Origin of the sequence: Neorhizobium sp. T7_12, from assembly GCF_002968535.1 — a bacterium.
Classification (GTDB): Bacteria; Pseudomonadota; Alphaproteobacteria; order Rhizobiales; family Rhizobiaceae; genus Neorhizobium; species Neorhizobium tomejilense.
This window is the reverse complement of record NZ_PVBK01000002.1, coordinates 488,491-500,790: the sequence shown is the minus strand read 5'-3', so window position 1 is coordinate 500,790 and position 12,300 is coordinate 488,491. Positions and strand designations below refer to the sequence as shown.

Below are 12,300 nucleotides of genomic sequence, written 5' to 3'. Positions count from 1 at the left end.
GATCTAGTGGGGATCGTCGATGACGACGGCAACGGCGCCGAGAGCGCAATCTAGCGATCTGATCGGCCAGATCATCTACGCGGTGCGATCGATGGGCGTCGCCCCGATCCCTCGCAATTATCAGCTTTTTTACGAGGCCTATATCGGTTCCAATCCCGACCTGACCCGTGATCTGGCGGGGCTCGGAAGCCGTGCCACGCAGGAGGAGCTGGACGCGCTTTCGCATCGTTACCTTGGAACCGGCCAGGTGGCCGTCATCGAAGACGCCCATACCAGGATTCTTGGCGAACTCGACGCGCTCCTGAAGCTGCTGCGTCAGGAGCAGAACTCGCTCGAGAGTTACGGCAAGCTGCTTGGAGAAACCGCTCAGCGGATCAACTCGAAGAGCAATTTTTCCAACGACCTGCTGACCAGCGCGCTGGCGCTCCTGAGCGAGGCAACCGGCAGCACCATGGCGCACGGCGAAAAGACCGTCGGCGGCGTCGTCCAGCGCTCGCAGGAAATGGACCAGGTCCGCCGCGAACTCGACGAATACAAGCGTATCGCCAACACCGATTCGCTGACCCGGATCGCCAACCGCCGGGCCTTCGACGAGCGCCTTGCGGCGACCTACGACAATACGGCCCTGCTGCCGGTCACCGCATTGGTGCTGGCCGATATCGACAACTTCAAGAAGATCAACGACAGCTACGGCCATCCGGTCGGCGACAAGATCCTCGCGACGGTTGCTTCCGTGATCCGCTCGAACGTCCGCAAGGATGTCTTCGTCGCCCGCTCCGGCGGCGAGGAATTCGCGATCATAGTCGAAGGCAACACGCCGGAAGAGGTGGTGATCATCTGCGAGCGGGTCCGCCGCGCGCTGGAAACCCGCATCTTCCGCAATTCGCGCTCCGGCATCGACTACGGCCCGGTCACCATTTCTCTCGGCTTTGCGATGGCCTCGCAGGCGAGCGATCCCGGAGAACTCTACGCCAATGCCGATACGGCCCTCTACAACGCCAAGAACTCCGGCCGGAACCGCTCGATCTTCTTTGATGACAGCATGAAGAAGGACTATGTCGGCAAGAGCTGGCTGATCTACAGGAAGTAGATTTCCCTCAGTCGCAGGCCGAGACGCCTGCGGCGCCGGCGATGGCCAGCAGTTCCGGGCGGTATTCGAAATGCATGGTGTCGTAGTGATACCAGCGACCGCCCCAGATAAAGCCATGGCGCTCGAACGCCGCGACGATCTTCATCGGAAAGCGGTTCTTGTAGTTCGGCACGTTGCCGGGCTTGCCTCCCGACCACAGCCAGTAATCGGCGTGTTTCGTGTTGAGATCGATCGCCGCACCAAAACTGTGGACCGAGAGATTGGCCTGTCCCGCAACCTTGCGCCAGTTGAAGACGCCGGCCGACGGCGTCAGGTAGGTTTTCAGGCCCGGGTCGGCAGCAAGCTCATCCCGGACTGCGGCGAGCGCCTTGTCGACCCCGTTACGGCTGGTGACGCGCAACGTCTCTCCGAACCATGCGACCGGCACGAGGTTCGACTGCACGGCATTGGCGCTCACGCCATAAAGGCGCTTCATCAATTCGTCGCTGCGGATACGACCCGGATCGGAATCGACCGGCGGGTGGTATTCGCACGAGCCGGGCCGATATGCCTGAGACAGGCTGTCCTCGACATCGCCCTCGGCCAGCATTTGCACATGACTGCGCCTGATCCCGTCGTCGATCGGAATGGGGGCACCCTCCTTCATGATCAGCCTGCCGTCGCGGCTGGCCGCGATCATGTCGGGATAGGCCTTCACGAGGGCCGCGATCTTTTCCTCCAGGCGCAATTCGCGCGCCTCGCCCGGGCCGCAGACGAGAACCGACAGCATCACGGCTGCGGCCCGGAGGAACGGCCTGTCAGTAGACCAGGACATTGACGTAATCGCCGCGAGGCCCTCGAAAGATCTGCACGTTGATCATGACATTCCCGCGGACGACGGCGTTGCGGGCGGCCCGATCGATGGTGCCACGGCTGATCATGCGCTCGACGAGTTCCCGATTGCCGGCATCGTCGAAGAAGCTGTCGCTCTGGTCGCCGCGCTGCGAGACGCCGAAGCGATGAAAATTCGCGCGGTCCTGGCGGACGATCTGCCAGGGCTCCTGCAGGCGCACATTGTTGGAATTGTACAGATCGTCCTCGCCGATGAAGGCCGTATATTCCTCGATCAACTGGTCCGCACGCGCCGCTTGGGCGCCGAACATCGTCGCAGCCAGGACCACCGCCGCAAAGCCGGTTCCAAACTTCATAAAATCCCCCGTGCCCGTCCCCTATGGCGGGTCGATTCGATTGTCGCCTTGGGCGCTGGAAATGTCCATGAGGACGGCGACCAGGCATGTCTTCTTCACGAAGAAAACGCCGGTGCGGCGTCTACCACATGGTCTTGGCGGCGCGCTCCGGCCATTCCCGGTCGTAGGTCTCCCTGTCGAAGTCGGCCTTGGCCGCCTTCAGCAGCGTTCCGGGCGTCGGCAGGTTCTTCGGATCGACGAAATGCTCCGGGTTCCAGAGTTCGGCGCGTATCAGGGCGCGGGCGCACTGGAAATAGACCTCGTTGACGGTGATCACCGTGACGCTGCGCGGATGCCGGCCGTCCATCTCGAAGCTTTCGAGCAGCGCGGGCTCCACCGAGATCACGGCGCGGCCGTTGATGCGCATCGTCGTGTTCGAGCCGGGTATCAGAAACATCAAAGCCACGCGCGGGTCGCGCACGATATTGATCAGCGAATCGATACGGTTGTTGCCGCGCCAGTCGGGCAGAAGCAGCGTCGAATCGTCCTGGATACGCACCGCCCCGCCAAGATCGCCGCGCGGCGAGCAGTCGAGCCCTTCCGGCCCCACGGTCGCGAATGCGAGGAAAGGCGAGGCTTCGATCATCTGCCGGTATTCAGGGGTCAGCGTCTTCGTTACCTTGGCGAGCGAAGCCTCCGAGACGCCGTCATAGATCGCCTTCAGTTCTTCGACGGATGTGACGATGGTCATGGTTCGCCCCTCTGGTATCGGCGGGCCTTAGCCCGCGCGGGCGACACTATGATGACGTCCCCTGTGGATCAAGCAGCGGCGTCGTTGCCGGGCTTGGCGGCGATGGAGGTTTCGCACAGCGGCCGGCGATCGTTCGTCAGGAAGGCGGCAATGGTCTCGATCACGCCGCGGTCGCTGACGATGCGGCGATGCCCGAGCCCGTTCGCCCATTCGAGCCGTGCCGTGGCAAGCCCCTCGAAACGCCGGGCGTGGTCGGCCGCGACCTCCTTGTCCTCCTCGGCATGCACGACCAGCAGCGGCGTCCCCAAGCGCGCCGCGCTTGCCACCGTGTCGAAGTCGTCGAGCGATGCGCCGGCTACCTTTTCCGCCCGCCGGATCAGCTGCGCCTTGACGCGCGACGGCAGGCCGACCATCCGCGAAAAATCGTCGAACAGCCAGTGGATATGGCTTGGCGCGCCGACAACCACCAGTTTCGAGGGAGAGATCGAGCCGACTTGCCTCATCACCCCGCCGGCGGCGAGCATCATGCTCGCACCGCCGAACGAATGACCGACCGCCGCATCGAAATGGCCGAACCGGCTCTCCGCCGCAACGATCGCTTCGACGGCCTGGCGCATGTTGAGGCTGCGGCCGCTGGAAAGCCCATGGCCGGGAAAATCGAGTACCACGACCTCGGCGCCGGTTTCGGCCAGGCCCGCCGGCAGCGCGGCGATATAGGCGGCATTGGAGCCCCAGCCGTGCACGACCAGGTAACGAGGGCGGCCGGGCTTCCCGTCGCTGTTGAAGCGATAGGCCATCACCGTCGAGCGTCCGACGGCGAGCGGGATCTTCTGGGCGGCCGAGAGCCGCTCCCGTCCCTCATCCTCCATCGCCCTCGCCTTGCCGCCCTTGGGACGGCGCGAGGGCGTCAGGCAGAAGAGCCGAAAGGCGAGCCCGGCTGTGGTATTGGGGAAAGGCCGCCCCATGGCGGCAAATCCGAAACGGATGACCTTGAGTGCAAAGGATGGCATAGTGAGAAAACCCAATAATGTTCAATGCTGAACAATAAAGTACAATGATGAACAAAAATCAATCCCTCCCCTGGGATCATCCGCGTTTTCGCAGTTGGATTGCCGTCGCCCGCGCCTGCCAGTTGATGCAAACCGTGCTGACCCGCGAACTCACCGAACTCGACATCAAGCCGCCGCATCTCGACATCCTGATCAATCTCTACCGGTTCGAGGGAATCTCCCAGCAGGAACTCGCCCACAAACTGCTGGTGGGGCGTTCCAACATGAGCATGGCGCTGCCGCAGATGGAAAAGCGCGGGCTGATCGAGCGGCGCGGCGATACGAAGGACAAGCGCGTGCTGCGCCTCTACCTGACCCGGGAAGGCCGCTCGGTGACGGAAAAGGCGATGGCGATCCAGACGGCGCTGATCGAGCGGACGCTCTCCTCCGAGCCGCTGGATCAATGCATGGCGATGGCGGAGTCCATGGAGCGGCTGATCGTCACCCTGCAGTCGGAAATCCGGGAGGACAGCCGCGAACCGGCCTGACCACCGCTTGACGCCTACCGCGTTCTCTGCGGCGGATCGCGGGAGAGGCCCTTCTCGATGAGATCGCGCTCATAGTCGGCAAACAGCTCGGCTCCGCGTTCGCCGAGTTCGCGCAAATATGGCCAGGTGAAGATGCCGCTGTCATGGCCGTCGTCGAAGCGGATTCGCACCGCGTAGTTGCCGGCCGGCGTGATCGCCGCAATGCCGACATTGCGCTTGCCGGGCACGGTGACCTTCTGGCCGGGACCATGCCCCTGCACTTCCGCCGAAGGCGACAGCACGCGCATCGTTTCGGCCGGCAGTGGAAAAGCCGCGCCGTCGCTGAAGGTAACGTTCAGCGTGTGGCGGTCCTTGGAGACCCTAAGTTCCGTCGGCCAGATGTCGCTCATGCTTTTCAGGCTCCCGATTGTCATATGCCTGGCGGAGGATTATGAGCTACGGCGTTTCGCCGCAAGCGGTTTTGCGTCCGTCGCTGTACTATCTGGATTGATGTCATACACTTGACGCGACGGCTCGAAACCCCCACTTTCCGGGTAAGGGAGATTATCACGTGAACAGTTTCGCAGGACCGGTTGGAGGAGCAGCCCCGATCATCGCCGACCAGGCACCGATGATCGATCCGTTCGGCCGTGCGGTCACCTATCTGCGCGTCTCGGTCACCGATCGCTGCGATTTCCGCTGCACCTATTGCATGGCGGAAAACATGACCTTCCTGCCGAAAAAGGACCTGCTGACGCTTGAAGAGCTGAACCGGCTCTGTTCCGCCTTCATTTCCAAGGGCGTCCGCAAGATCCGCCTCACAGGCGGCGAGCCGCTGGTGCGCAAGAACATCATGTTTCTGGTGCGCGAGCTCGGCCAGCACGTCAAGGCCGGCGCTCTCGACGAACTGACGCTGACGACCAACGGGTCGCAGCTGGCAAAATATGCCGACGAGCTTTATGACAGCGGCGTGCGTCGCATCAATGTCTCGCTCGACACGCTGAACCCCGAAAAATTCAAGGCGATCACCCGCTGGGGCGATTACCACAGGGTCATGGAAGGCATCGACGCCGCCCAGAAGGCCGGACTGAAGATCAAGCTGAATGCCGTGGCGCTGAGGGAATTCAACGAGTTCGAGATCGCCGACATGCTGCGTTTCGCGCATGGCCGCGGCATGGACATGACGGTGATCGAGACCATGCCGATGGGCGAGATCGACGAGGACCGCACCGACCAGTATCTGCCGCTCTCCAAGCTGCGCGCCGATCTCGAAGAGCAGTTCACGCTGACCGAGATCCCCTACAAGACCGGCGGCCCCGCCCGCTATGTCGAAGTGAAGGAAACCGGCGGCCGATTGGGCTTCATCACGCCGATGACCCATAATTTCTGCGAGAGCTGCAACCGGGTGCGTCTCACCTGCACCGGCACGCTCTACATGTGCCTCGGCCAGAACGACGCGGCCGACCTGCGCACGGCGCTGCGCGCCTCCGAAAACGACGGCTACCTGTCGGCCGCGATCGACGAAGCGATCACCCGCAAGCCCAAGGGCCACGATTTCATCATCGATCGCACCCACAAGCGCCCCGCCGTCGCCCGCCACATGAGCGTCACCGGCGGGTGATATCCGCGCCGGCGACCGCTGCCGCCGCCCGCCGTTATCGCGAAATATCGACATGATGCACTCCGTGCGGCAAGGTCACCCGCCCGATCCGTCGCAGCGACGGCGTATCGCCCCTGATCACCCTGAAGACTTCAAGCCCTGCGCCGGCCCCGGGGCCTGCACCCTCATGTCCCTCGAAAACGGTTGCGAGAAGGTGATCGCCCGCCAGGTCGAAGGTTCCGCCTTCGGGTAAAACGCCCTCGAACGTGTAGTCGCCAACCTTGTGCAGCCTGCCCGCGGCCGAATCGAACGTCAGAAGCGATACGGCCGCCTCGCGGCCATGACGCGGAGACCCGGGCGGAAAGGATGTGCCGCGCATATTGATCGTCGCAACAAGCCGGCCATCCGGGCTCACCGCCATTCCTTCGGCCGAAACGCCGGTATCGACCGTCATCAACCGCTTGTGCCGGGCTTCGGACGCCTCGGGATCCGCCAGCCGAACCACGCTCATGGTGGAGGACGCATTCGGGACGCGGCCTTCTAGGCTGGTCGCCGTGAAATCGCGCCCCCAGTTCGATGTCAGATAATGGCGGCCATCCGGCGTGAAGCGGCCAACAAAGGGATCCCTGCCCACCTCCACGCTGTTGCCCCAGGCTTGCAAGGCAGGCTCCTGATCGCTATCGGAAAATTCGAAGAACGCAACGCGGTTCTGCGTGTTGATATTGGCCGCCAGGAACCGCCCGGAAGGATGCCATTGAACATTGGTGGCCGTCACGCCGCCCCGCGGAGCATCCAGCGATCCGGAAATGCCGAGTTCAGCCAGGTCGAAGCGGGCGACTTCGCCGAATCGGCCATCGGCAAATTCGACGATCTGAAGCAGGGCCGCATCGGCGGTATTGGAGACGATCGCCACCCGCTGCCCGTCGGGGCTGACGGCCAATGCCTCCGGGTTGATGCCGATCTCCACCGTATCGGCAAGCTTCGGCGTGGATGGGTCGGAGAGATCGACGGCAAACAGCCGCCTGCCGGGCGGCAGATCTCTGACCGTTCCGCCGCCATCCGGCCGGCCGCCCAACCGTTCGGTCAAGAAAGCCGTGCGCCCGTCCGGCGTCAGTTCCAGGATTTCGGGCGCCGCCGTCACAGAGTTCGAGACGAGGAGCGAACCTCTCGTCTCGCGACCATTGGCTATCGAAAGAATGGTGAGCACGTCCCTGTGCCCGGCCTCCTTCGGAGCCAGTACGGAATCGGCATAGGTGCGCGCCAAATAGTCGCCGTCGGAGATGACCGCGACGCGACCGGCCGAGATCGCGCCCAGGATATCCGCCGATTGTGCGGCAGCAGTACCGGGCGCCACGGTAACCAACGAAAGGGCTGTGCCTGCGAGAAAAAACAAAGCCTTCATGATCCATTCTCCTTCCGAGAAGCGGCGACATCTGCCGCCTATTGCCTGAAGGGAGGATAGGGTCCACTCTGATAGAGTTCCAATCGGAATTCCATCATCTGTGATAGGCAAAACACATCAGGAATGTCGATGGATATACGCTCCATGGCCTGCTTCGTGGCGGTCGCCGAAGAATTGCATTTCCGTCGGGCGGCCGAGAGGATGCACCTCACCCAGCCCTCGCTCAGCCAGCGCATTCGCGCCCTCGAGCTGGAGATCGGCACGGACCTCTTTGCGCGCGATCGCCGCAGCGTCGCGCTGACGCCGGCCGGCCAGGCGTTCCTCGAACCCGCCCGGCGGGCGATCGAAAATGCCGAAGTCGCCCGGCAGCAGGCTTTACGAGCCTTTCGCGGCGAAGTCGGTCGGCTGCGGCTGGGTTTCACGGTCATCGCCTTCTACGGCATCCTGCCGGAAGCGGTGCAGGCATTCCGGAAGCGCTATCCGCAGGTCGAGATAGAGCTTGTCGAGCTCAATTCCCCGTCGCTCGAATCCGCACTGATGACGGGAACGATCGATCTTGCGGTCCTGCATCCGCCGCTCGCCAATCCGGAACTCGCGATCCATGAACTGCCGGCCGAGCCTCTGGTCCTGGCATTGCCGGAAAGCCACCCGCTTGCGATCCGAACCGAGATCCGGCTCTCCGACCTCGCCGACGAACCCTTCCTCCTCGCACCCCGCTCCATCGGACCGAGCATCTACGACAGGGTGATCGCTCTCTTCCGGGACCAGGGCATCAGCCCGCGCATCGTGCAGGAGGTTACGCCCATGACCACACTTGCAGGCCTGGTGGCGGCGGGGGTCGGAATGGGGTTCGTCACGGGCGGCCTGTCCCGCCTGCCGCGTCCCGGCGTCGTTTTCCGGCCAGTCACGCCGACGCCGCCATCGTTGCCGATGGCGGCGTCCTGGTTGAAACCGCGACTTTCTGCGATCGGGCAGCGCTTCCTCGAAACGGTCTCGGCGCTTGCCTGACTGTCCAGGCCTCAGGCAGCGTCGCTGCGACGGAAGCCTCCCCGGCGTTCGTTGGCGCCGGCATGGAAGCTGATGTTCGGATCGCGCGTCTTGAAGCGCTCGATCTTCTCGGACAGCGTCTCCACACGTTGGCGCAGGCCGTGGATCTCGGCGTTGTTTTCCTCGACCATCGCCGCGTTGCGCTGGGTGATCAGCTCGACCTCCTGCACGGCCTTGGTGACTTCGTTGATGCCGGTCGACTGCTCGCCGGTGGCCGCCGAAATCTGGGACACCAGTTTGCGGACATCGGTGATGTGCGTGATGATCTCGGTGAGCGCCGTACCCGTCTCCTCGACGAGATGCACGCCGTTGCTGACCTGAGTCGAGCTTGCCGAAATGAGGCCCTTGATTTCGCGGGCAGCACCCGCGCAACGCTGCGCCAGTTCGCGGACTTCCTGGGCGACGACCGCAAAGCCGCGGCCTGCCTCGCCGGCCCGCGCCGCCTCGACGCCGGCATTCAGCGCCAGCAGGTTGGTCTGGAAGGCGATCTCGTCGATAACCCCGATGATGGTCGCGATCTTTTCGGAAGAACGGCTGATCTCACCCATGGCGTCGACGGCGCGGGATACGACCTCGCCGGAGCGGACCGCGAAATCTTCCGTCTCGTTGACCGAGACGGATGTCTGCTTGGCGCTTTCGGCCGTCGAGCGGACGATTTCGCTCAGATGGCGCAGTGCGCGCGAGCTCTGTTCGAGCGCTGCCGCCTGCTGTTCCGTGCGGCGGGCAAGATCGTCCGCCGAAGCGGCGAGATTGCCGGTGCCGCCGTCGATCTCTTCCGCGGTCGAGCGCACGTCGGCGAGTGTGGCACGGAGCGCCTCGACAGCCTGGTTGTAGGTGCGCGCCATCTCGATGAAGTCTTCCGGCAGGTTTTCGTCCATGCTGCGCTCGAGGTCGCCCTCGGCAAGCTTGCCGAGCATGTCGTTGAGTGCGGTCAGCGCCTGGCGCTGCTCGCCGGCAATGCGGGCACGCTCAGAGGCGCGGCGCTCCGACTCGGCGGTCGAGAGCTCGCGGGCTGCGGCGGCATCCTGCTCGAGACGGACATTTTCGACCGCGGCATCGCGGAAGACGGTGACCGAGCGAACCATGTCGCCGATTTCGTCGCCACGTTCGCGGCCTTCGATCTTGACCTCGAGGTCGCCGTCAGCGAGCCGCTTCATCACTTCGGTGACGCGGCGCAGCGGGCCGCGCAGCGTTTCCACCAGCATCAGGCCACCGGCAATGGCAAGCAGCGTGCCGACCACCATGGCGATCAGCGACAGCTGGGCGGACCGTTCGCTGTCTTCCTTGCCGACCTCCTGGGCCTGGGCGACGAAATTCTTGAGGCCGGCCATGCCGCCCGTCAGAGTTTCGCCGGCGGCGGCGCGCGCCTTTTTCCAGTCGGCGGCGATGGACAGAAGCTTGGCAGTATCCTCCTCGATCGATTTCAGGCGGGGCTGAAGCGTCGTCGAGAACTCGCGCATGGCCGGATTTCTGGCGAGTTCGGACACTTCCCCGCTGGCGGCCTTCAGCTTTGCCATGACGTCGAGGACGACCTTGCGCGCATCCTCCGTCTGGTTGGCGCGCAGCCGCTCGACGTAGAGCTGCATGGCGTCGATCAGGCGCAGCGATTCGGCGCTGCGGTCGAGAAGCGTGCGCAGGCTCGCGACCTCGCCCTCGATGCTGGCGAAACGGCTGGCCGCGTTGCCGGCCTTGCTGGTGACTTCCGCCTCCATTTTCGCCTGCAATTTCTCCATGCCGGCAACGGTGTCACGCACCGCCTTCGCCTTTTCCGGAACCTCCTGATTGCCCTTGATGGTGGCGGCAAGTGCGCTGATCGCGTCGTTGATCGGCTTCAGCTGCTTGATGCCGTTCGGGGTGAGGAAGGCCTGCACCTCCTGGAACGCCTTGTCCAGAATGCCGAGATACATGTCGGCAGTGCTGATCGCGCCGTCGTCGGTACCGGTCTCCTTGACGGAATTGCGAAGCTCGCCGATCTGTTCGGCGATCGCCTTGTAGGCGTAGGCTTCCAGCACCATGCCCTTGGCGAACTTTTCCTTGCCTTCGAACTGCTTGCGGACGTTGGCGACCTGATCCGAGACCCCTGTCGCGACGGTGCGGACATTATCGATGCTGTCGTCGAGCGCTGCGGCGTTTTCGTCTCGCCTCTGCTTTATCTTCCAGAGCACGTCCGTATCGGCGCGCATCTTGGGCGCAAGCCCGGTCACCACGGCGATGCGCTCGCGGTCCCCGGCCGTCACGAGCAGCCCGCCGAGCACGCGGACGCCGCTCTCCTGCTTGTCGATCGCAGCCTTCAAGGCCGCAAGCGATGCATTGTCGGGCTTGCTGTTGAATTCCTGAAGGACCGCCTGGAGATTTTCAAAGTCGCCGATGTTTTCGATCGTCGCACGCGTCACCGTCATATGGCCGTTCAGCATGCTGGCCGTATAATAACCGGCAAGACCGACGCCGGCGATCAAGAGCACCAGCGGGATGACGAAAAGAAGGACCTTGGTGACGATCCTGCGGCTCTGAAGAAGACGATCGATGAAAGACATTTTTCCCCCAACTGCAAACCAGATGCGACTTTCGCGTCTGCGGCATCGCGAAACGGCAACGGCACGATCCCAGCCTCATGCGGGAATGAATGGGTTCACAATGGTCAAATTCGGTTGAACAACGGTTAATTCGGGACCCTTACATTTCGTTTTATTACACTGTATCGGATATCGGAATTTCCCGCCGCTACCCAAAAGAGTACCGCCCGGGAGGCAATCGGGCTGGCGACGCGTAAGCCGTTGCTTTAAGAGACCGGTACCGGAGGAATCTCGCAGATGGCATGGTCTGAAAATTCGCGGGGCGCACTGTTCATGTCGCTCGCCATGGCGGCTTTCACCTGCAACGACGCGCTGGTCAAGTCGGTCACCCCGGAGCTCAGCATCCCCCAGATCATGGCAGTGCGCGGCGTCATGGCGACACTGCTGATCTACTGTGTCGCCCGCTACATGGGCGTGACCCTGTCGGCCAAGGCGGTCATGCATCCGCTGGTGCTGCTGCGCACTTTCTTCGAGCTCGGCGCCACCCTGACCTTCCTCTCCGCACTTGCCCATATCGAATTTGCCGCCATTTCGTCGATCATGCAGGCCTTGCCGCTTGCCGTGACGTTGGGGGCGGCCCTTTTCCTGAGCGAGCCCGTCGGCTGGCGGCGCTGGACGGCGATCGGCATCGGCTTCCTCGGCGTGCTCATCATCATCCGCCCGGGTCCGGAAGGCTTCACGCCGGCAGCCCTGCTCGCCGTCGTCGCCTGCTGTTTTACGGCATGCCGCGATCTCACCACCAAGCGCATCCAGGCGGACATCCCTTCGTTGACGGTGACACTCTTCACGTCCCTCGCCAACACGGTTCTCGGGGCAATCCTGATCGTGCCGATGGGCGGATGGCAGCCGGTCAGCACCTATGCGCTGGGACATCTGGCAATTGCTTCCGTGCTGGTCTTCGCAGGCTACCAGGCGGTCATCCAGTCGATGCGGACAGGCGAGATCTCCTTCATCGCGCCCTTCCGCTATACCGGCCTGCTCTGGGCTCTGGTCATTGGCATTTTCGCCTTCGGCGAACGTCCGGACGCCTATATGCTGGTGGGCGCGGCAGTCGTTATCGGTTCCGGCCTTTATACTTTCTATCGCGAGCGCAAGCGGCAGGGCATTGCCACCGGCAAGGCAGCCGCCGCCCCGCCGGCCTGAGGAAGGGCCGGA

At 63.4% G+C, this 12,300-nt stretch carries 12 protein-coding genes; 5 read left to right on the top strand and 7 right to left on the bottom strand.

Translation table 11 applies throughout. The features are described from left to right. The first annotated feature begins 19 nt into the window (after positions 1-19). Positions 20-1,090 (top strand): GGDEF domain-containing protein, encoded by a 1,071-nt coding sequence (locus C5J26_RS08450; protein ID WP_105401325.1) that lies wholly within the window; start codon positions 20-22, stop codon positions 1,088-1,090. A gap of 7 nt (positions 1,091-1,097) precedes the next feature. Here C5J26_RS08450 and C5J26_RS08445 read toward each other — a convergent pair whose 3' ends face one another. The 4 genes from C5J26_RS08445 to C5J26_RS08430 all read right to left on the bottom strand — a co-directional run bounded on the left by C5J26_RS08445 (position 1,098) and on the right by C5J26_RS08430 (position 4,017). Further along, a complete protein-coding gene (locus C5J26_RS08445; protein WP_105401324.1) occupies positions 1,098-1,904 on the bottom strand; it encodes a M15 family metallopeptidase in 807 nt (268 codons plus the stop codon). Beyond that, on the bottom strand, positions 1,888-2,277 hold the full coding sequence (locus tag C5J26_RS08440) for a hypothetical protein (RefSeq protein ID WP_046669606.1): 390 nt from the start codon (positions 2,275-2,277) through the stop codon (positions 1,888-1,890). Before C5J26_RS08440 ends, C5J26_RS08445 begins: the two co-directional genes overlap by 17 nt. 121 nt (positions 2,278-2,398) lie before the next feature. Beyond that, positions 2,399-3,007: a pyridoxamine 5'-phosphate oxidase family protein gene (locus C5J26_RS08435; protein ID WP_105401323.1), complete on the bottom strand. Its 609-nt coding sequence runs from the start codon at positions 3,005-3,007 to the stop codon at positions 2,399-2,401. Positions 3,008-3,075: 68 nt separating this feature from the next. Beyond that, positions 3,076-4,017, bottom strand: coding sequence for an alpha/beta fold hydrolase (locus tag C5J26_RS08430; protein WP_105401322.1), 942 nt, complete (start codon positions 4,015-4,017; stop codon positions 3,076-3,078). Positions 4,018-4,064: 47 nt separating this feature from the next. Here C5J26_RS08430 and C5J26_RS08425 point away from each other — a divergent pair, with 47 nt between their 5' ends. Then, on the top strand, positions 4,065-4,544 hold the full coding sequence (locus C5J26_RS08425; protein ID WP_105401455.1) for a MarR family winged helix-turn-helix transcriptional regulator: 480 nt from the start codon (positions 4,065-4,067) through the stop codon (positions 4,542-4,544). 14 nt (positions 4,545-4,558) lie between these two features. Here C5J26_RS08425 and C5J26_RS08420 read toward each other — a convergent pair whose 3' ends face one another. Next, a complete protein-coding gene (locus tag C5J26_RS08420) occupies positions 4,559-4,933 on the bottom strand; it encodes a gamma-butyrobetaine hydroxylase-like domain-containing protein (protein ID WP_105401321.1) in 375 nt (124 codons plus the stop codon). 221 nt (positions 4,934-5,154) lie between these two features. On the opposite strand from C5J26_RS08420, the gene moaA reads away from it, so the two are divergent. Continuing rightward, entirely contained in the window at positions 5,155-6,144 is a 990-nt protein-coding gene (gene moaA / locus C5J26_RS08415; RefSeq protein ID WP_371681904.1) for a GTP 3',8-cyclase MoaA, read from the top strand. A 34-nt stretch (positions 6,145-6,178) separates the two neighbouring features. On the opposite strand, the gene C5J26_RS08410 is transcribed toward moaA, so the two are convergent. Beyond that, complete coding sequence (locus C5J26_RS08410) at positions 6,179-7,525, bottom strand: hypothetical protein (RefSeq protein WP_105401319.1); 1,347 nt, start codon at positions 7,523-7,525, stop codon at positions 6,179-6,181. A 129-nt stretch (positions 7,526-7,654) separates the two neighbouring features. Here C5J26_RS08410 and C5J26_RS08405 point away from each other — a divergent pair, with 129 nt between their 5' ends. Beyond that, complete coding sequence (locus C5J26_RS08405; protein ID WP_105401454.1) at positions 7,655-8,533, top strand: LysR family transcriptional regulator; 879 nt, start codon at positions 7,655-7,657, stop codon at positions 8,531-8,533. Positions 8,534-8,544: 11 nt separating this feature from the next. On the opposite strand, the gene C5J26_RS08400 is transcribed toward C5J26_RS08405, so the two are convergent. Next, positions 8,545-11,106, bottom strand: coding sequence for a methyl-accepting chemotaxis protein (locus C5J26_RS08400; RefSeq protein ID WP_105401318.1), 2,562 nt, complete (start codon positions 11,104-11,106; stop codon positions 8,545-8,547). A 276-nt stretch (positions 11,107-11,382) separates the two neighbouring features. On the opposite strand from C5J26_RS08400, the gene C5J26_RS08395 reads away from it, so the two are divergent. Further along, positions 11,383-12,288, top strand: coding sequence for a DMT family transporter (locus C5J26_RS08395; RefSeq protein ID WP_105401317.1), 906 nt, complete (start codon positions 11,383-11,385; stop codon positions 12,286-12,288). Positions 12,289-12,300: the final 12 nt, after the last annotated feature.

Coding starts and splice junctions, on each gene's coding strand:
- C5J26_RS08450 (WP_105401325.1), top strand. CDS start 20: ATGACGACGGCAACGGCGCCGAGAGCGCAATCTAGCGATCTGATCGGC.
- C5J26_RS08445 (WP_105401324.1), bottom strand. CDS start 1,904: ATGTCCTGGTCTACTGACAGGCCGTTCCTCCGGGCCGCAGCCGTGATG.
- C5J26_RS08440 (WP_046669606.1), bottom strand. CDS start 2,277: ATGAAGTTTGGAACCGGCTTTGCGGCGGTGGTCCTGGCTGCGACGATG.
- C5J26_RS08435 (WP_105401323.1), bottom strand. CDS start 3,007: ATGACCATCGTCACATCCGTCGAAGAACTGAAGGCGATCTATGACGGC.
- C5J26_RS08430 (WP_105401322.1), bottom strand. CDS start 4,017: ATGCCATCCTTTGCACTCAAGGTCATCCGTTTCGGATTTGCCGCCATG.
- C5J26_RS08425 (WP_105401455.1), top strand. CDS start 4,065: ATGAACAAAAATCAATCCCTCCCCTGGGATCATCCGCGTTTTCGCAGT.
- C5J26_RS08420 (WP_105401321.1), bottom strand. CDS start 4,933: ATGAGCGACATCTGGCCGACGGAACTTAGGGTCTCCAAGGACCGCCAC.
- moaA (WP_371681904.1), top strand. CDS start 5,155: ATGATCGATCCGTTCGGCCGTGCGGTCACCTATCTGCGCGTCTCGGTC.
- C5J26_RS08410 (WP_105401319.1), bottom strand. CDS start 7,525: ATGAAGGCTTTGTTTTTTCTCGCAGGCACAGCCCTTTCGTTGGTTACC.
- C5J26_RS08405 (WP_105401454.1), top strand. CDS start 7,655: ATGGATATACGCTCCATGGCCTGCTTCGTGGCGGTCGCCGAAGAATTG.
- C5J26_RS08400 (WP_105401318.1), bottom strand. CDS start 11,106: ATGTCTTTCATCGATCGTCTTCTTCAGAGCCGCAGGATCGTCACCAAG.
- C5J26_RS08395 (WP_105401317.1), top strand. CDS start 11,383: ATGGCATGGTCTGAAAATTCGCGGGGCGCACTGTTCATGTCGCTCGCC.